This window comes from Paraburkholderia sp. J7 (assembly GCF_905220155.1).
Lineage (GTDB): Bacteria > Pseudomonadota > Gammaproteobacteria > Burkholderiales > Burkholderiaceae > Paraburkholderia.
This window is the reverse complement of sequence record NZ_CAJMYZ010000030.1, coordinates 34,552-53,392: the sequence shown is the minus strand read 5'-3', so window position 1 is coordinate 53,392 and position 18,841 is coordinate 34,552. Positions and strand designations below refer to the sequence as shown.

Below are 18,841 nucleotides of genomic sequence, written 5' to 3'. Positions count from 1 at the left end.
GCATCGTTTGGAGACAACCATGCAAACCAACATTGCGCAGGCGCCAGCCGCTGCCGGGCACTTGCCGGATGACGCAGTCGATCAGCTCTACCGGCGCGTGCGTTGGCGGCTGCTGCCACTTCTCTTCATCAGCTATCTTTTCGCGTTCCTCGATCGCGTCAATATCGGGTTCGCGCAGCTACAGATGAAGCAGGCGATTGGGGTGACCGATGCGCAGTACGGTCTCGCCGCCGGTGTGTTCTTCGTTGGCTATGCATTGTTCGAAGTGCCAAGCAATTTTCTGTTCGGTCGAGTTGGCGCGCGGCGTACCTTCCTGCGCATCATGGTGCTCTGGGGCATGTGCTCGTCGGCTACGCTGTTCATCACGGCGCCGTGGCAACTGTATGTGCTGCGTTTCTTGCTGGGTGTCTTCGAGGCCGGCTTTTTCCCGGGCGTGATCCTGTACCTGACCTACTGGTTTCCGCGAAGCCGTCGCGGCTCGACCACGGGTATTTTCCTCATGGCGACTGTCGCCGCGGGCATGGTGGGCGCGCCGCTTTCCGGAGCGGTCCTGCAGTGGATGGACGGCGCGCTAGGACTGCAGGGGTGGCAATGGCTTTTCCTGTTGATGGGCCTGCCGACTTGCGTCCTGGGTGTGTTCTGCTATTGTTTTCTCGACGATCGTCCGGCCGACGCACATTGGCTCGACGCCAGCGAGCGCGCATGGATCGATGCACAAATCCGCGAGGAGGAGCGGGAGCACCAGATTCGCGCCCAGGCCATTCCGGCTGCGAGCACATTCGGCGACCCGCAGGTGTACCTCCTGAGTTTCATCTATTTCGCGCTGACTGCTGCCGGCTACGGCATCAATTTCTGGCTGCCGACGCTCATTCGTGGCGCAGGTGTGGCCAACTACGCCTCCATTGGCCTGCTTGCACTCATTCCGTCCACTCTCGCGGCAATTTCCATTGTGCTGGTCAGCTGGCATTCGGACCGGGTTCGCGAACGCCAATGGCACTTTCTCGCCTGCGTTGGAGCTGGCGCGCTCGGCCTTGCGCTGGCGACAGCGACGACGTCGCTTTCCGGGCTAGTCGCGGCGATCGCATTCGCTAACATGGGCGCCACGACTGCGATCGCTCTGTTCTGGTCGTTACCGCCCACGTATCTCGATGCGCGGCGTGCTCCTGTCGGCATCGCCCTGATTAGCACGATCGGGACGTTGTCCGGATTCGTATTGCCAAGTCTCATGGGAGCGATGAAGGTATGGAGCGGTTCGCTCGCACCGGGCATCCTACTGATCGTCGTCTTGCTGGTCCTTGCAGCGTTCCTGGCATGGCGCTTCGTTGCCAGGAGGGCGTTTGCGGTGGGTTCGAAATGACGCTGTGGCGCGACGTCCGAGATTTGTCACACCGCCGTATCTGCAGCACGCTCTTCGGAGCGAATTCGCCCCCGTACCAGCAGCGAAGATGGCGACGCGTCGACTTGGGCCACGGGCGACCGAACGAGGGCGTCTGCCTCCTTGCCTGAGAGTCCCAACCCACGCAGTATCGCCGCCACTGCTCGCTCTGGTTGTGTCGCGTCCGCCGCCCCCGTCGCGATTCTCAGCGTCGTTGCGAGTGCCGTTCCCGCAATCAGGTCGAGTGCAACATCAACGGTTACGCTTTTGAAGCGCCCAGCTTTCAAACCTTCTTCGATGTGTACTGGAAGATAGCGGTAAAACAGGCTGCCTGGCCCCCCCGAATGCAGGCCGACGGCGCTGATGAAGCGGCCGAGCAACGGATAAACACCGGCCGAGTGCAGATACATGCGTACGCCGGTCGCGATACGCAGCGCGGGGTCCTCATAACGACCAACTTCACTCTCAATAAGCTCAAGCAATTCGTTATTGAGTTCCTGCGTCACCGCTTCAAGCAGGTCGACGTTGGTACGGAAGTGGTTGTAAAACGAACCCTGCGATACACCTGCGGCAGCGATGACATCCTGGATGATGCTGGCGCCAACGCCCTTCTCGGCGAAAACCAGCATGGCGCACTCGATGAGCCGCGCCCGCATTCGTTCGCGCCGCTCGGCGGCCACGCGGGTGCGATGATCGACGGTAGGGGGAGATTTGTTCATGGCCCGATTATACGTTCGCCTTCCAGGTCGTCCACCATCGCTGCAAGTAAAAGGCAAGCATGGCGTCATAATGAGAGATGTGTCATTATAAAAGTATCGTCGTTGTGTTTTGAGGCGTCTCGGTCTGGAGTCTGAAGGGTGCTGGCGATGCACCGCCACGCAGGCGTTCTTCTGCGACGCCGTTTCCTTTTCAGGAGAGCAGTGTGAAACATCCCCCCGGGCGTATCGACGTCCATCATCACCTGATTCCGCCAGCGTTCGTGAAGGCTATGCAGGCGAGGGGCCGCGACGAGGTTGCGGGCGCGAAGCTGCCACATTGGACGCCGGAAATGTCCATTGAAAACATGGACGCCCACGGCATTGCGACGGCAATCCTTTCGCTGTCGGCGCCCGGCGTCAATCTCGGCGGGCCGTTGCAGGCACGCGATCTCGCCCGCGCTTGCAATGAATTTGCGGCCGACGCAATCGAGCGCCATCCGGGGCGCTTTGGCTCGTTCGCGGTCCTGCCGATGCCTTTCACCGAACACGCCTGCCGGGAGGCGGCATACGCGCTCGACGTGCTCAATGCGGACGGTATCGTCCTGCTCGGCAGCACCGATGGTCATTTTCTGGGTGATCCGCGGTTCGACGAGTTGATGGCTGAGCTCGACCGGCGGGAAGCGGTGGTTTTCGTGCATCCGAACATGCACAAGACAAGCACGGAACTCGCGCTTTCAACGCCTGGATTTCTCGTAGAGTTCCTGTGCGATACCACGCGCGCGGCAACCAACCTGATCTTTTCGGGGACGCTGGAAAAGTATCCGCGCATCCGGTGGATACTTGCGCACGCGGGAGGTTTCCTCCCCTATATTGCCTGGCGCTTGTCGCTTGCCAATGGCATTCCGGAGATGGCACTCAACGCGCCCCGCGGAGCACTGCACTATATCCGCAGCTTCTATTACGACACAGCATTGTCCCCGTCGCCCTATGCGATGGCCGCCCTGCGCGAACTCGTTGAGGCAGAGCACATCCTGTTCGGTAGCGACTACCCGTTTGCGCCGGCCATGGTAACGGGTATGGAGACGCGGGCGCTTGAAGACCTCACGGTGTTCGATGCGCGCACCAAGGCTGGAATAGACCGAGCGCATGCGCTGGCCTTGTTTCCACAATTCGCTTCGGTGGGCGCGGGAGGCGAAGCCGCTTTGGCCGGTAGCGTCAAACAGGTGTTCGGTCGCGGTGTGGAGGCGATTGCCGAGAAGATTCGGGACCGCTGAATGCATCGTTCACGGTCGCCCCGGGGAATCACGCCTTTGCGCGCCTTCCCGGGGTAATTTCAGTTGCCAGGATCAATACCGGCGTTCAGGCGTCCGCCTGGGCAATCCGTGCTTGCGTCTTGTCGCGATTCAACTGGGGATACCGTCCCAGTGAAACCAGCAGCATACTGGCAGCGATCAGCAGGACAGGAGCGACACGCAGCGGTAGCTCGTAGTTTCCATAGACATCGAAATACCGACCCGCTGCGATAGGTCCGACAACCGCGCCGAGCGCATACCCAGAAAACGCGACACCATAGTTGCGTCCGAACTTGCGCAACCCGAGATACGCACGCACGAGATACGAGAGCAGATCGCCCTCGGCGCCGATCGCAAGGCCAGCTAGTCCACACGCGACCAACGCGGACTGAAGCGTTGCGGCATTCAACAGCAGGAGACTTCCGCAAGCACCGGCCAGCAGAAACGCGGCGCCGACGAATGGGGCGTGAAAGCGGTCCATGAGAAAGCCCGAGAGCAGCCTGCCGAACAGTATCCCGACGCCGACGAGCGACGCACAGGTGGCGGCCCACGCGGTTGACAGTCCACGGTCCATCAGGAGTGCCGGCAAGTGCGGATTGAGCGAGAGGGTCGCGCTCGACGCGAGCAATGCAACCAGAAAGATGGTCGCAAGCTTCCACGCGGAAAACGGCAGTGCGACAGCATGCACGGTGGCAGTCCGATCGTGCTCCCGTTCCGCTACGGCGCGAGGCGGTCGCTCCTTGATCAACGACAGCGCGAGCAACGACCCAGCAAGCGATACGCACGCGAGGATCTGATAGGTGTGCCGCCAGTGAAAGGCTGCGATCAGGTGTTGTGTCGCCGCGGGCGCGGCGGCGGCGCCGACACCCAACCCGATCATCGCGAAGCCCGTGGCGAGCCCAAGGCGCCTGTCGAACCATTGCGGCAAGATGGCGAGATAGCCGAGCACCGAGGTCGCGGCGCCAAACACACCGATGATGACCGACAAGGCAAGCCATGCGCCTTTGCTTCCGGTTTGAAGCCCCATGCAGGCCACAGCAAGGCTGAACATAATGGCCGAGACGAGAATGACCCGGCGCACGCCGAAGCGGTCCATCATCACGCCAATGAACGGACTTGCGACAGCAAGGCCACCCATCGACGCGGCATAGGACACGGCTGCCTGTTCGCGTGTCCAGTGAAACTCCTTCAGGATGGATGGCGCGAAGACGCCGGCGGTCGCGTTGAATACGGGTGCGTAGCCGAGCGCCATGCCGATCGCAGCGCCCAGTACGATTGCGGTGAGCGTACGCCTGGAGGCTTCGAGCGGCGGCTGAACCGCGCCCGGCTTTGCGGATGCTGTAGTCATCGTTGTCTCCTCATGTGTTTTTTCGGTGGCGCTTGCGGGTAGCCGCCCGAATTTCCAAAGCCTCGGGTGCTGCAATGGCGCTAGTCGAGTCCCTGCGTGTCGCCGAGATACGCGCCGGCGCCGCGCAATTCGGGCTTGAGTCCGAGCAGCTTGAGCATCTGGCGAACCGTGCAGGCGGCGGTCGATGTCACCGGAATCCCGAGCGCGTGTTGTGCGAGCTGCAAGGCGGGAAGAGAAGGCATCTGAACGCAGGCCGAGAGCACCACGGTATCGACGTTGCGCACGTTCAGGCGTTTTACGTCCTCGATCAGTCTAAGTGGATCGCGCGCGCCCACGTCCAGGTTGTCTTCGATCGAAAAGTTAATCGCGTGCTGGACCTCGATTCCTTCGGCCTCGATGTACTCGACGACACGCCGCGTGAGCGTATCGGTGTAGGGTGCCATCATCGAGATGCGCTTCGCGCCGAAGCTCTTGAGTTCATCTACGAGCGCGCCGGCAGATGTCATGACTTCTGGCTGCGCCGACTGCGCGCCTATGGTGTCACGCAGATCCTGCGCGGCGATGCGGTGGTAGCCGTGGCCCATGCACATGATCGCGACGAGGCACGCGGTGCTGAGCACGTCCACACGTGCATCGGCGAGCTCGACGGCGCAGCGCCCCATGTCGCGGTTCATGCGTTCGAGTTCTTCCGCTACAACCTTGTGCATGCGTACGCGGCTGGAGTGAAACGTGAACTCGTGCTCCGGATGTGCGTTCATGTACGCGGCGAACATCGCCGGAATTTCCTTTTCCATCGTGATATTCGAGCTGGGCACGATCTGCCCGATCCGATATTTCATGCTTGGCTTACCTCGTGGTTTGAACACGCGCGTAGCGCATCAGGGTTGCGCGCAACGACGCAGGAATGTCCGTGCTTTCGCGCACGTGCGCGTGCACGCAGATCGGCGAGAAACGCGCGCTGAATATGGGCTCGCCGCCCGGGCGTCTGCCTTCGGAGTGAAAGTCGAAACTGCGCGTGCGTATCTCGCCGACGTAACATTCGAGGTCGACGATATCGTTGGGCCAGAGTGTGCCGGCGAAGTCGAACGTCATGCCGCGACAGGGCAGCCCCACACCGTGCCGCTTGCCGAGTGACTCCCCTGAGCCGCCCACGATGTGATCCTTGAAGAGCGCGAGCGCCCCCAGCAGATAGTCGGGAAACCTGCCGGTGTAGACGACGCCCGCCGGATCACAATCGCCCCAGCGCACCGTGCGGCGCACGACGAACGGCGCTTCGCTCAGAACGTATTCGTAGCTCTGCGTCATTGCATCGCCTCGCCAGCCGGAACCGCGCCAGCGATCGCCAGTTCGCGCATGAGCGCGGGGTATTGCTCGCGCAGACGCGCCGCATCCACCCGGCCCGTGCGCGTCATGAACTGGTAGACGAATTCGTGCGGCGTATAGGCGTCCATCCAGTCCCGGATCTGCTCGTACCATTCATAGGAGGCTTCCGAGGCGCCGATCAGCCGGTCTTTCGCCTCGCGGCGCGACTGCACGTAGGCGTGCAGGGCGGCAGGCACATCGCTGCCGTGCGAGGCGATGGCTTGCGCGAGCGCGATCGAGTCTTCCATGGCGATGCGCGTGCCGGAACCGATCGAGAAGTGCGCGCTGGCAAGCGCGTCGCCAATCAACACGCGGTTGCCGCAGAACCAGTTTGCGTTGCGGATCACTGGAAACTGCCGCCAGTTCGAATTATTCGATGCCAGCCCGTGCCCATCGAGTTCGGGCGCGAAAACGCGCTCGAACAGCGCGCGTCGCTCGTCGGCGCTTGCATTGTCGAGGCCGAATTCGCGCCAGGTGCGTTCGTCGCATTCCGCCACGAAGGTACTCATTCGATCGGAATAGGGATAGTAATGCGCGATGAAATACCCGCCCTCATGACGGCGAAATATCAGCGCCGGGCACGCAAACGCCTTTTCCACGCCGAACCACGCAAAATGATTTGTCAGATCGCGACGCGTCGTGCCAAATTCGCTCGGCACGCTGGCCCGCACCAGCGAGTTGATGCCGTCAGCGCCCACGACGATGTCCCCATCGAGTGCCTCGATGTCGAGCACCCGGGAGGACCACGTCACACGGATGCCGAGACGCGCTGCGTGGTCCTGCAGGATCGACAGCAACTGCAAACGCGCAATTGCTCCACCGCCGATGCCGGGACGTTGCACCGTAATTGGTGTTTCCCCACTCACGATCGTCTGCTGCGTACTGAATTTCATCGCTTTGACGAGATCGGCGCATACCTCTGGCGCTGCGTCGCTGAGTCTGGCCAACCCGGTATCGGCAAGGACGACGCCAAAGCCGAAGGTGGCATCCGGTGCGTTCTGCTCGAACACCTCGATCTCGACATTCGGGGCGTACTTCGCGAGAAGAATGGAAAGGAAGAGACCAGACGGGCCGCCACCTACGATATCGACTTTCATGCCTGCTCCGTCGGGTCAATCAGGAGATCGTCCGCATCGAACCGCGCGATACGGCCGATGAGCCCACCCGTGAGCGCGCCGTACCAGACAGCGGGCTTGAAGCCGAGCGCCCTGCGGTTGAGAGCGATGCCCGGATTGCCGTCGATGCGGACATAGCCGTCGCCGAGCGTCGTCGTGGGGTAGGGGCCGGATTGCCTCGCGGTGTCGACCAGAGGGCGGAACTCGGGAACGTCGAGCACGAACAGGGATGCGACACGTGCGTCGTGCGGACCATCGAGCTGCATGCCCTTACGTTGCCACACGGGCTCGATCGAGCCGAAGGCCTCGCCTGCCGATGCGCGCCGCTCCAGCTCGATGGCAGCCTCGATCGTGCGGGTTGCGTCGCCGGCATCCAGCGCACCAAAAGGGCGCGTCTGGTAAGTGATCTCGATGGGATACCCATTTGGGTCGTTGAAATAGATCGACTCGATGACTTCGTGGCGCACCTGGTAGCGCAGATCGATGCCTGCCTGTTCGACTCGCGTGCGCCAGGCCGCGAGTTCCACTGCGTCGGCAACCTGCCACGCGGTATGGGTGGCGCGCTCCTGGTAGTGGTCGCTCGGAGCGAGCCGGTCTGGGCGCTCCGTGCCGATGTAATAGAAGAAAGCGATCGTGCTGCCGTTGCCGCTGTCAAAGAAGAAGTGCAGGAAGTCGGCGTGATCAGCAGGGCCCCAGCCTCGCGCGGAAATCGCGTGCACGAGCGGCAGGCCCAGCAAGTCGCGGTAAAAGTGGACGGTGTCTTCCAGCTTCCATGTGGGACGGGCGGTATGATGCACGCCGCGCAGGACCGGGCGCGCCAGCAGGGACGGATTGAATGGCTGATTCATGATTTATCCTCGTGGGGCGGTTCGTTCCGCCCCTTCGTTATGCAGACGCTCGATCAGTTGCTGGCGCAGCAGTACCTTGCTGCGCTTGCCGGATGCAGTCAGGGGGAATTCCGGAATGAGTTCAAGGCGTTCCGGCCATTTGAATTTCGCCAGTCCTTCCTGTTCAAGGAAGGCTGTGAGGTCGGCAAGCGTTAACGGCACGTCGAGCGGGTCAGGCACGACGAACGCGCAGACTTTCTCGCCGTAGACTGGGTCCGGCATACCTACCACCGCCGAAGCATGAACATGCGGACAACGATTGATGACGTTCTCGAGTTCTTCGGCGTTGATCTTTTCGCCGCCGCGATCGACGACATCCTTCGTGCGGCCGCGGAAGAAGTAATAGCGCTGGCCGTCGATGACCTTGGCCATCATGAGGTCGCCAGAGCGATAGAATCCATCCGGCGTGAAGCGATTGACATCTTCCTTTTCGGACTTGTAGTACCCACGGATGGTGTAGGGACCGCGAAACAGCGCCTCGCCGGTTTCGCCATCCGGCACCTCGGTTTCGCTGCCGATCTCGACGATCTTCACCTCGTCGCGAGAGGAGACCGGGCGTCCCACGGACTCGTCGAGCGCTTCGGCTGGATCGCCCTCCCGCGCGAACATGATCACACCCTCGGTCATTCCAAAGATGTGATAGCAGGGCGATCCAAGCATTTCTCGAAGGCGCGGCGCGTTCTTGGGTCCGGTCAACTTGCGACGGGCCTTGTCTTCCGATGTTGCGCGCTGCATTTCTTCCGCCACGCGCGCGAGTATCGGGCCCGCCAGACCAAACCAACTCGGCCTGTACTTTGACACCACACCCGTCAGCGTTTCCTGGGAAATGTCAGGGCATACCGTGACGCGACCGCCCGCAAGCAGGAGCGGACCAAAAAAGCAGACCATGTTCATGTTGTGCATGAACGGTGTGGGCATGAACAGCACGTCGTCGCTGGTATAGCGATTCCACGCCGAGACAGCCTTCATGTTGTAAAGATACTCGTTGTGAAAGCGCGGAATGATCTTGGGCACCCCCGTCGTGCCGCCTGAGAGCTGGAACACCGCAACCTGAAAAGGATCGCTCTCCACACGCGAGAGGATGTCGCGCGCTTCGTCGATGCTCGTATCATCGACGAGCGACCAGAGCGAATTCGCTTCGCCGCGCTGCGCGCCGCGAGCCTGGACGGTGATCCTTAGCGAAGGCACGTGCGCGCGCATCTCGGTTGCGAATGCAACATCGTCGAATTTTGGATCGTCCCCCTGTACGACGTGGACCGCGGCCTCGCAAAGGTTGCCGAGGTACGTAATCTCATGCTTGCGGAAGGCCTGCAGCGCGCACAAAGGAATGAGCGACGCTTTCAGGCAACCGATGAAGGCAATCAGCAGTTCGTTGCAGTTGCCGCATTGCATGATCACGCGATCGAGTGGGAGGGCGCCGAGCTTGAGAAGCGCAGCGCCGAAGCGATCGGTTAGGTTATCGAACTGTGCGTACGTGTATTCCGCTTCGGGGCCGACCAGCGCGAGCCTTGCTGCATGGGTGGCGAACGCTTCGCGCAGCGCGGTGGTGAGCGATTGCGTGCCGAGCACGCCAGCTTCGATGTACTGACGTAGCCGCGGCTCGTCCGGGTAACGCACACCCGGCAACGCCACCTTCGGACGGATTGTCTGTTGTTCCAATGTTATCTCCGACATTGTCTCTATGTAGTTGCGAAACGTGCTGTTCAGGATTTGCCAAAGCGCTCGTTCAGCCAGGCGGCGATGTGCCGTCCCGCGACCTCACGTCCCGATGGTTCGCCGCGCTCGAGCGCCATGCCATGATGATTGCCACGTACACGAATGCGGGTCTTGTCGGCAGCGCCGAGCCCTTCGAAGATTGCTTCGATATCCTGCGGGTAGGCGCATTGGTCTCCCGTGTATTCGAGCAGCAGCGTGGGGGCGACCATGGATGGGCCGCACAGTGCAAACGAGGCGCGGGACGACAGGCCCGACCACGTCGAGAGCCATGACTCCGGCGTGACGACCCGCCCGAATGCGACACTGCCCCAATTCGACACGAACGGATCGTTGCCCCATAGCGAGCCGGCTTTACGATCGGACGGATCGAGTGACATGTCCCACGCGCGCAGGTCGGCATCGGTGCGCCATACCTGGAAAATTGGTGCATGCGCGGCGAGCCGGCGGTCCGCCGGTGTGGGCGAATCCGCTTTCAGGCGACGTCGTGCGGCCTGCTTTCGTTCGATCAAATCGTGTGCCCGCTCGTCGAGCCGCTGTGCGCGCTGCAACTGGGCAGCGCGATAGCGCTCGATGAACGCGCTCTCGTAGCGTGCGCTACGCGTTTTCGGGTCGTAGCCGTTCTCGGCGCAAAACGGATCGAGCGCCGGATCGACGGAGAGCGGATCGTTCTCGTCGACGATGCTTGCGTCCAGGCTGTTCAGGAGGATGATCCCTTGACCGGGATGCGGTGAGACGAGAATGAAACCGTCGGCGGGAGGCAGTTCGGCTTCCCCGAGTCCGGTTGGCCGACCGGCCGGCGTATGGGTGAGCCGCTCGGCGGGCGCGAGCCGCGATTGCTGGTTGTAGAACGCATACAGCGCGCCCCCGCCGGAGTTGCCGAGTAGCACCACGTCACGGTAGCCGAGCGTACGCAGATGTTGCATGCCGGCCGCGACGTCGAGCAGCGCGATCTCGTGTTCGAGGCGCAGATCGTTGCCGATCGAGCGCGGGCCCTGCACCCAGCACGCACAACCAGCGTCGAGTATTGCCGGCACGAGATAGTGCGTCACCGACATTTCACGCGGATGCATGATCGAGACGACGGCTTTCTCCTTGCCCGTCGAAGTAAACAGGAAACCAAGCGTCTTCTGACCATCGACGGTCTGCAAGGCATAGGGCGTGACTGTGTAGGGGCGCTGCATTAGCGCCGGATCCCAGTTTGCGCCGCGCAGGCCGGCGGTGACGACCGCTTTTTCCGCGTGTTCCACATCTCCTCCCATCGAAAATTGAGTCTGGTATAAATCAGATTAAGAATTAATTGAGACAGTGTCAATTATATTTTGGCGGTAGACTGTCAGGACTTACCCGACTGATGATCTTCATCGATGACCGCACGCACGACCAGGAAGCCGGAAACGCCCGTCGAAGCGCCTTCGCGCAAGCGCGGACGACCGCCTCGCACCGCCGCCGCCATCGGCGCGGAGTCCATGCTCTCCCGCAACGTCATCATCGAGCGCGCCAGCGAAATGGCAAGGACCATGCCGCTCGATCAGGTGTCGATGGTGCAGCTCGCGAAGGAATTTGGCGTGGCTCCCGGGCTGATCCACTACTATCTGGGCGGGCGGGACGACCTCATCTCGGGCGTGCTGAACGGCTATTACCGGCGGCGCCTGGAAGCCTTGCCTGCCTTGACGGGCAACTGGCGCTCCGACATCGAAACCTTTGCACGCACATCCTTCGCGCTGGCACGGGACATGCCCGGCGTGAGCCTGTACGTCGCTTCGCATAACCGCTTCCGGTTGTTCCAGGCGGTGGCGCCCGGTGAGATCGACTATGGCCTCGCCATGTTCAACCATGTCACCTCCGCCTTCCTCCAGGGCGGCTTTTCCGCTGAACGGGCCGCGCTTGCGTATCACCTGCTGGCGCAATACCTGCTCTCATCGAGCATTTCAGCAGCGGGGCGCCAGTCGCCTTCGGAGCACTCGAACTTCCTGCGTGGCAAGTTCAGCGAAATTGCCAGCGAACGTTATCCCGCGGCAAAAATCGTGGGGACCGCGTTCGCGGAATTGAGTGCGGAGCAGGCGTTTGACGAGGGCCTCAAACTGTTGCTTGATGGTTTCGGGGGCTGGCTGGCCGACAGCGTGCCGGAGGCCTTGAAACGCCCGGCACCCCGCAGGGCGCGCGGAGTGCGCGCCGTCTGACCCATTCAGAACTTGTGCCGGAGCCCAAGACGTACGCCGATCTGCTTGTCGGTGGCAGACGGGCTGAAACCGGCAATCGAAGCCACTGAGGGCTGGCCGAGCGAGTCCGTACCCATTGCGCGCTGCAGAACGGTCAGCAGGTACACGTCCGTGCGCTTTGAGAGGAAATAGTCAGCGGCTAGGTCGAGTTGCAGGTATTTGGCGCCATCGTCGCCTTTCACCGAGTTGCGGTGCGTGTAATCGATGCCGGACCCTAGCTGAAGCGACGGCGTCACGTTATATCGCACGTTGAAATCGTAACTGGTGAAGACCGCATTGCCGCTGTAACCAAGCGGATTCGGACCCGATGCGGAGCCAAGATGGTCGAAGCGCGTATTGGTCGCGGCGAGCGAGAAAATCGCGCTGCCGAGCGTGTACGAGGCGCCTGCGCCAAGGATTTCAAGCGTTTTGGCCGACGCATAGCCCGCGTACACCGGGTACGACTGCGGGCTCGTGCTGCTGCCCATGGAGCCGATGTTGTTGGCGGTCGCCGTGCCCTTGTTAGGCGTGTTTCCGTAGAACGAAACGTTGGGGTCACGCGCATTGAGGTAGCCCGCACCGAAGGCGAATGAACCTCCCGTATAACCGGCGCCAAGCGACCATATCTGGTTCTGCGTTGTGCTGCCCGGCACGCCGCCGAAGCTGTACAGCGCGCCGGCGCTGAAGCCTCCGAATTTGGCCGTCGTGATTTTGACCGCGTTGTTGATGCGGTTGGTGTTGGTGAGATTGTCGAGATCGTCGGGGTGCGCGCCCATGTAGCCTGCCCAGGATCCCGACGCCGTGAAAGATTGCACGAAGTCGATCAGCGGGTCGTACTGTCTGCCCAGCGTAAGTTTGCCAAAAGGATTCGACAGCCCGACGTAGGCTTGTCGGCCGAACTCCGCGCCGCCCTGCGCGAGCGCACCCGTATTCGCAAGGAAGCCGTTTTCCAGAACGAAGATGGCGCTTAGGCCGCCTCCGAGATCTTCCGTGCCGCGCAGGCCCCAGCGACTGCCACTCAAGCCGGTCGCGTGCGCATCCGTCAACGCAAATTGTGAGCCCCCCTGTGGGTTGCCTCGCACTACGCTGGTCTGCGCGCTGTTTGTGTAGCTCAGGCCAATGTCGATGATCCCGTAGAGGGTGACCGAACTCTGGGCGTATACCGGCACGGCGAGAAAAGCTGCAAAGGCACCGAATGCTGCCTGTCTCCGAAGCATGTCGAGTCTCCATTTAAGTAGTTTTACTAATTGATTGCGATGGATTGGGTTAGCCGGGGCAGGTCACGATCCCGGTATTTATTGACACCATCTCAATTAAGAGAAGAATCCAGCATATTTATCAGGGTGTCAATAATTTTTAATGACCATAACATGAGCGTAAACCCGTTGCGGCCGCAAATATCTATCGTCTGAGCCGTCGCGCCCGGTCAGGGTGGAAGCCTCGTGCAGGAGGCGTTTGCGCCTGCTCACGTCGATTTGCGGTGGGGGGCTGTCAGGGTAATCGAGAGTATTGTCATGATGAGAATTAACTCACTACAATCGGTGCCATGGTTTTGCATCTGGTAAGCGAAAGCCTGCCGGCCAGGCACGAATTTGATGTCCTGCTATGCCTGAAACAGGAGCCGCGACGCAGACTGCTTCCCGGCCTGTGCATATGTCTTGTCTATGGCAAGCGCTGACTTAACAAAGCGAGTGGCTTAAGGAATCCGATCACGTACTACAATAAATAAGGATGACGAAATGATTTGTGCCGGAAGAAGAGTATTGTTTCTTTCCCTGCTTGCCTGCTCAGGCTTGGGCAGCGGTGCCGCGAATGCGCAAAGCGCTGTGACCCTCTATGGCATTGTCGATGGCTCGATCATGTACACGAGCCATACGCTTAACATGCAGACAGGCGGCGACGCGGGGCATCAGTTCTCGTTTACGCCCGGCGGAATGACGGCGTCTATCTTCGGATTGCGCGGCAAGGAAGATCTCGGCGGCCGCATGAGCACAATATTCGACCTGGAAAGCGGCATCAATCTGGGGACCGGCGCGTTCGGGCATTCGAACGGGAACTTCTTTGGCCGCCAGGCGTGGGTTGGCATCGATAGCCCCTACGGGACAGTCAAGACCGGGCTGCAGTTTTCCCCATTCTTTCTTTCCCTCTACGATCTCGATCCGCGTGGCATGTCGAATTTTGGAAGCGGGCTGATCAACTACGTTGACAACGTATGGGTTACCGGGCTTTTCAACAATAATGCAGTCAGTTATACGTCACCAGAGATAGCGGGGCTTCAGGCGGCCGGACTCTTTGCGTTTGGGGGGGCGGCAGGGAATTTTTCGGCTGGAAAGCAGTATTCGGCGAGCTTGCGCTATCACCTCGGTGGCTTGACTATCTCGGGTGCGATCTATAGTGGAAACGCGGGAGGGACGGGCGTGTCAACGCCCATTCCCAGCACCATTGCATTTGTCGGGAGGGATATCGGCGCGAGCTACCGGTTCGCGAACGACCTGACGCTATCCGCCTCCTACACGCTTTACAAGGTTTCCGGTAGTTTTAACAACGGTGTGTACGCCGGCGGGTTCAACTACTTTGTCACGCCATACCTCAATGTGAATGGCGGTGTCTATTACACACGCGACGGCAACGATGGCGCGAATCACTCCATCCTGGCAGGGAGCGGTGTGCAGTTCTTTCTGTCCAAGCGCACCACGCTGTACGCGCAACTTGGATACGTTCACAACCACGGCCGCATGGATACCGGTCTCTCCATCAATAATGCCTTGTATGGAGTGAAGGGTTCCACGGTGGGTGCGAGCATTGGCCTCAGGCAGATGTTCTGAACGACTATGCGAGTTGGGCGGCACGAAAGCAGCTGGCGTGAGGTCTGGCCAGCCGTCCGCCCGATCGCGACTCGATGTGTTCGCAGAGGGGCGGCCCGGTTCATTTGCTGAATGAATACGATCCTAAGGCTGGAACCGTCTCAGCAAGGAGTCCATGATTCATCGTGACTCGCGAGGGCTAGCTCCGGGCGAGGCGCGGAAAGAGCCGTTCGGCATTTTCGTGGTAAATCGCGTGTCTTTGCTCGTCGGTCAACGGGTATTCTTCGAGTAACCTTGTAAATTCGACGGACCGTTCCTTGTCGGCATAAGGCCAGTCGCTACCGAATGTTATGTGAGTCGGGTCGGCAAATGCGAGCAGCGAAGGCAGAGCGTAAGGGCTGCTGGACAAGGCGGTGTCGAAGTAAAAGCGCCGCAGTCGGGCCAGGCCGCCTTCATTCTGCCCATCTGGAGACACAATGCGCGCAATGCGCTGTGCAGCGAATGGTACGAAGCCGCCCGCGTGCGAGAGGATGATTTTCACGTTTGGAAAACGCTCGAGCCATCCTGCTTTGGCAATGTTGATGGCCGCGCGGGTGGTATCGAGCAGGAAATCTGCACCGTACGGAGGGATGCCGGGGACCGGTGAGCAAGGCAGGTCACCGGGATGGATGAACACGACTGCGTGGCGGCGATCAAGTTCGTCGAAGAGTGGTGCCCAGGCTTCATCTCCGAGGTAAGTCCCGCGAACGCTACTGATCAGCACGACCCCATCCGCGTGGAGGTGATCGAATGCGAATCTGGCTTCGGCAATGGCACCGTCAACATCGGGTAGCGTAAGCGTTGCGAAAAAACCGAAACGCTCGGGCTGTTGCGCAACGATCCCGGCGGCAAACTCATTGACTTCGCGAGCTTTCTCACGCGCCTCGATGTCATCGCCAAGGTGGACACCCGGTGTAGAAACCGAGAAGATACCGGTGGCGGTGTCCTCCGCGTCCATCAGATCCAACGCGCCTTCTGCACTCCAGTGCGGGATAGGCAATCCACCTGCGGTAATGCCGCGTTGCGTAAGCCACGTTGCATATGACGGAGGAACGATGTGGTGATGGGTGTCGATCTTGCTAGACATCTCAGACTCTCCTTGACTTGATTCATCCGGCCAACCGCAGCGTCGCTGCAGAGCACCTTCGTCGCAGCAAATTCCTGCTGTTATTGGTGTCTGCGTTTCTAGACAAAACTAAGAGTGAAAACCACGCCAGACAATGCCCAACCGGGAAGGTGATGCCTGCTTGTCATGCTGGGCGTGCAAACGCAGGTCTCTCACTGGCGCGCCCAGAGGTCGACTTGGGAGATATTTTGCGGGTGAAGATTTAATAGGTAAAATGAATATTTATGATGTTAAAAATTCCTAGGTGGAATATTTGGTGCGATTCTCTCTGTCTCGGGTGACACCGCTTGTGGGCTGGCTTCGTTTGTCGCCGATCGCTTCGCCGGTAAGGGAGAAAACCTCGTTGGAGCGGGTGCGTGAACTATTCTGGTATTGAGGCATTCCTCGCCATTGTCCGGTGCAACGGCGTTGGGCGCGCGGCCGAAATGCTTTGCCTCACGCAGCCTACGGTAAGCAAACGTCTCCGGCTTCTGGAAGAGGAACTTGGCGTTACGCTTATCGAAAGAGGCCGCGGTGTCCGCGACGTCAAATTGACCGAGGCAGGCGAGGCGTTTCTCGACGTCGCCGAACGATGGGTCGTGTTGTACCGCGAGACGATCGCGATTTCCGGCCAGTCGGAGCGTTCGTCGCTCCGTATCGGCAGCGTTGCGGGAATTAACTACGAACTCCTTGACGACGTCTATGCCCGGCTCGCCGCTACGGAACCGCCGCCCCGAATCTCGATTCAGTCCGGGAAGTCTCGTGAACTTTTCGAGAAGGTCACACGACGTGAACTGGACGTTGCCTTCACCCGACAGGCGTTTGCGCACGAACAAGTCGTTACACGCAAGCTCTACAGCGATCCCATGGTGGGTGTTTGCCTCCCGAGTTCGAGGCTCGCTGGCCAGGGCTTGGTCGAAACGAGCGAGTTGCAGCCGGAGCATGAAATCTTTGCGCACTCCGACGAGGAGTTCCAGTCGTGGCACGATGCCCGTTGGGGGACGCGCGTTCAGGGCCGTATTACTGTCGACACGATCCACCTCACGCTCTCGCTGTTGCGCCGAAGCGATCAGTGGAGCTTGGTACCCGCAAAAGTCGCGCAGGTGGCGTGCCAGAGGCACAGGTTTGCTTCATTCACGCTGCGCGATCCCACGCCTGAGCGTTCGTGCTTTCTGGTTACACCCGCATCGGTCCGGCGCGGAGCGGTGAAAGCGCTTGACGCGCTGGAGGAGATCATCCGGGTAGCACTGTCGGTGTCTGCCTAGCGTCAGAAAGCGATCGCAAATCGCGGCGCTGAATGGACTGCCGACGTCGCAACGGATTGCACAATCAATCACTTGCGCGTTGCTGGAGAGATTGACTTTCTCGCGTTTCCGTTACATCGGTGGCGGCAGCTCAATGCCCGAGGCGGTCGAGGTGTGTTTTCATGCGCCGACCGGGCGCGAACCCCTTGAGGAAGGGGGGGCGCTGCCAGAGGATTTCGCGGCTATCAATCTGAATGCGTGCACGAAGTCGAAGCGCGAAACTCTCAGCACGCCGACGTTCGGTGTTGATACGCGCGTGATCGACATGGCTACTGGTGTGCCGTTCGGCGTGAACCAGCAGGGTACGATTGACGCAACGCGCGCCTTCGGCGCTGCCAGATCGGGGAGCAAGCGGCGGATAAATGGCGCAACGAAGAGAAGAAAGTCTCTCGATCATGGTGACCGCTTTCCTGCTGTCGTCACCGGCCGCGTGGTTCGGTGGCATTTCCAGTTCAACGTGGGGTGAAGGTCCGTTCTATGATGACGGACCTTTGTTCGGCAGCGCAGGAGCTCTCACTGAGCCTTTGGCGCGATCACGTATTCATTTGTGTAGGTTTTGTTCAGGGCGATGTGCTTCCCCCTGATCGCCGGGTTAATGGCCGATAGTACAGTGAGGACGTTTTCCGGGCCACCGGCGGGCATTTTCCCGTCTGTCGTGTACATCGCCATGGTCGCCTTCAAGGCTTGCACATAGAGAGCCTTATCGCCGCCATAGTAGTCCTTGGGCATCTTATCTGCGATTTCCTCGGGCGTGTGCGTATGGATGTATTCCATGGTCCGGGCGATCGCGCGTGCCAGGGCCGCCCCCTGTTGCTTATGGGCCACAAGCCAGCCGGAGTCAACATACAAGCCAGTGAACGGATAGATTCCGCCAAGCGCTTTTTTGGTACCGTCGACTGTGCGCATATCAATGATGACCGTCGCTTCGCCTTTCTCGAGAAGCCTGGATACTGTTGGCTCCGTAGTCATGCCGGCGTCGATCCGCCGTTGCTGAACAGCGGCGATGAAGGAGTTGTCTGCGCCGACCGGCAACGTCGAATACTGCTGGGATGTGATACCGCTTTTAAGCGCCATGTACCTTGTGAGAAAGTCAGTGGATGAACCAAGGCCGGTGACCCCCAAGGTCTTGCCCTTCGCGTCAGCGATGCTCTTCATCGAAGAACCCTTGGAGACAACCTCGACCTCTCCAGGAACCTGCAGGAACGTGGCAATCGATTGCACCTCCTTGCCTTTGCTCTGCAAGTCGATCGTATGATCGTAGGCACCTGCTACAGCCTGCACTGATCCCGAAAGCAACTCGTTCTCGGCGTCGACACCAGCAGGCTGTGAAAGCAGTTCGACGCGCAAACTTTCGTCCTTGAAATAACCGAGTTGATCAGCGAGCTTCACGGGAAGATAAATGAACTTCGAGATGCCGCCGACCATGATCGAAATTGTTTGACCGTCGTTCGCCGATGCCGGCGACATGGCCACAGCGCTTGCCAATCCAAGGGCGATGTAGATGTGACGTGCCTTTAGTGCTTTGAACATGCTCTTTTCTCTCTGAAAGGTCGTTCAGGACATCGGGAGCCGGGGATGTCTGTCCGGTGTAGCGGTTC

Annotated in this window: 17 protein-coding genes; 6 read left to right on the top strand and 11 right to left on the bottom strand. The window is 60.2% G+C overall.

Annotation, left to right across the window (positions count from 1 at the left end; translation table 11 throughout):
- Positions 1–19: 19 nt before the first annotated feature.
- Complete coding sequence (locus U5A58_RS35185) at positions 20–1,357, top strand: MFS transporter (protein WP_321964816.1); 1,338 nt, start codon at positions 20–22, stop codon at positions 1,355–1,357.
- Between the two features lie 26 nt (positions 1,358–1,383).
- On the opposite strand, the gene U5A58_RS35180 is transcribed toward U5A58_RS35185, so the two are convergent.
- Complete coding sequence (locus U5A58_RS35180) at positions 1,384–2,094, bottom strand: TetR/AcrR family transcriptional regulator (RefSeq protein ID WP_321930513.1); 711 nt, start codon at positions 2,092–2,094, stop codon at positions 1,384–1,386.
- A 203-nt stretch (positions 2,095–2,297) separates the two neighbouring features.
- On the opposite strand from U5A58_RS35180, the gene U5A58_RS35175 reads away from it, so the two are divergent.
- Positions 2,298–3,347 carry an amidohydrolase family protein gene (locus U5A58_RS35175; protein ID WP_321964815.1) on the top strand — a complete coding sequence of 350 codons (1,050 nt, stop codon included), beginning with the start codon at positions 2,298–2,300 and terminating at the stop codon, positions 3,345–3,347.
- An 85-nt stretch (positions 3,348–3,432) separates the two neighbouring features.
- Here the strand turns inward: U5A58_RS35175 and U5A58_RS35170 are convergent, their stop codons facing one another.
- From U5A58_RS35170 to U5A58_RS35140, 7 genes are all read right to left on the bottom strand, one after another.
- The gene (locus tag U5A58_RS35170; protein ID WP_321930515.1) at positions 3,433–4,713 is read right to left on the bottom strand and encodes an MFS transporter; all 1,281 of its coding nucleotides are present in this window, start codon (positions 4,711–4,713) and stop codon (positions 3,433–3,435) included.
- Between the two features lie 80 nt (positions 4,714–4,793).
- Positions 4,794–5,552 (bottom strand): Asp/Glu racemase, encoded by a 759-nt coding sequence (locus tag U5A58_RS35165; RefSeq protein ID WP_321930516.1) that lies wholly within the window; start codon positions 5,550–5,552, stop codon positions 4,794–4,796.
- A gap of 7 nt (positions 5,553–5,559) precedes the next feature.
- Complete coding sequence (locus tag U5A58_RS35160; RefSeq protein ID WP_321964814.1) at positions 5,560–6,018, bottom strand: acyl-CoA thioesterase; 459 nt, start codon at positions 6,016–6,018, stop codon at positions 5,560–5,562.
- Positions 6,015–7,172, bottom strand: coding sequence for an FAD-dependent monooxygenase (locus U5A58_RS35155; RefSeq protein ID WP_321964813.1), 1,158 nt, complete (start codon positions 7,170–7,172; stop codon positions 6,015–6,017). The genes U5A58_RS35160 and U5A58_RS35155 overlap by 4 nt, the downstream gene beginning before the upstream one ends.
- On the bottom strand, positions 7,169–8,038 hold the full coding sequence (locus U5A58_RS35150; RefSeq protein ID WP_321964812.1) for a VOC family protein: 870 nt from the start codon (positions 8,036–8,038) through the stop codon (positions 7,169–7,171). Before U5A58_RS35150 ends, U5A58_RS35155 begins: the two co-directional genes overlap by 4 nt.
- Before the next feature lie 3 nt (positions 8,039–8,041).
- Positions 8,042–9,736 (bottom strand): AMP-binding protein, encoded by a 1,695-nt coding sequence (locus U5A58_RS35145; RefSeq protein WP_321964811.1) that lies wholly within the window; start codon positions 9,734–9,736, stop codon positions 8,042–8,044.
- Positions 9,737–9,780: 44 nt separating this feature from the next.
- On the bottom strand, positions 9,781–10,974 hold the full coding sequence (locus tag U5A58_RS35140; protein WP_321930563.1) for an alpha/beta hydrolase: 1,194 nt from the start codon (positions 10,972–10,974) through the stop codon (positions 9,781–9,783).
- A gap of 183 nt (positions 10,975–11,157) precedes the next feature.
- On the opposite strand from U5A58_RS35140, the gene U5A58_RS35135 reads away from it, so the two are divergent.
- A complete protein-coding gene (locus U5A58_RS35135) occupies positions 11,158–11,973 on the top strand; it encodes a TetR/AcrR family transcriptional regulator (protein ID WP_321930521.1) in 816 nt (271 codons plus the stop codon).
- A 5-nt stretch (positions 11,974–11,978) separates the two neighbouring features.
- Here the strand turns inward: U5A58_RS35135 and U5A58_RS35130 are convergent, their stop codons facing one another.
- Entirely contained in the window at positions 11,979–13,208 is a 1,230-nt protein-coding gene (locus U5A58_RS35130; protein WP_321930522.1) for a porin, read from the bottom strand.
- Between the two features lie 522 nt (positions 13,209–13,730).
- Between U5A58_RS35130 and U5A58_RS35125 the strand changes: the two genes are divergently transcribed.
- Entirely contained in the window at positions 13,731–14,816 is a 1,086-nt protein-coding gene (locus U5A58_RS35125) for a porin (RefSeq protein WP_321964810.1), read from the top strand.
- Positions 14,817–14,994: 178 nt separating this feature from the next.
- Here the strand turns inward: U5A58_RS35125 and U5A58_RS35120 are convergent, their stop codons facing one another.
- Positions 14,995–15,921: an amidohydrolase family protein gene (locus tag U5A58_RS35120; protein ID WP_321930524.1), complete on the bottom strand. Its 927-nt coding sequence runs from the start codon at positions 15,919–15,921 to the stop codon at positions 14,995–14,997.
- Between the two features lie 395 nt (positions 15,922–16,316).
- Between U5A58_RS35120 and U5A58_RS35115 the strand changes: the two genes are divergently transcribed.
- Both U5A58_RS35115 and U5A58_RS35110 read left to right on the top strand, forming a co-directional pair.
- On the top strand, positions 16,317–17,204 hold the full coding sequence (locus U5A58_RS35115) for a LysR family transcriptional regulator (RefSeq protein ID WP_321930525.1): 888 nt from the start codon (positions 16,317–16,319) through the stop codon (positions 17,202–17,204).
- 91 nt (positions 17,205–17,295) lie between these two features.
- On the top strand, positions 17,296–17,709 hold the full coding sequence (locus U5A58_RS35110) for a hypothetical protein (protein WP_321964809.1): 414 nt from the start codon (positions 17,296–17,298) through the stop codon (positions 17,707–17,709).
- A 47-nt stretch (positions 17,710–17,756) separates the two neighbouring features.
- On the opposite strand, the gene U5A58_RS35105 is transcribed toward U5A58_RS35110, so the two are convergent.
- Positions 17,757–18,773, bottom strand: coding sequence for an ABC transporter substrate-binding protein (locus U5A58_RS35105; protein ID WP_321964808.1), 1,017 nt, complete (start codon positions 18,771–18,773; stop codon positions 17,757–17,759).
- Between the last annotated feature and the right edge of the window lie 68 nt (positions 18,774–18,841).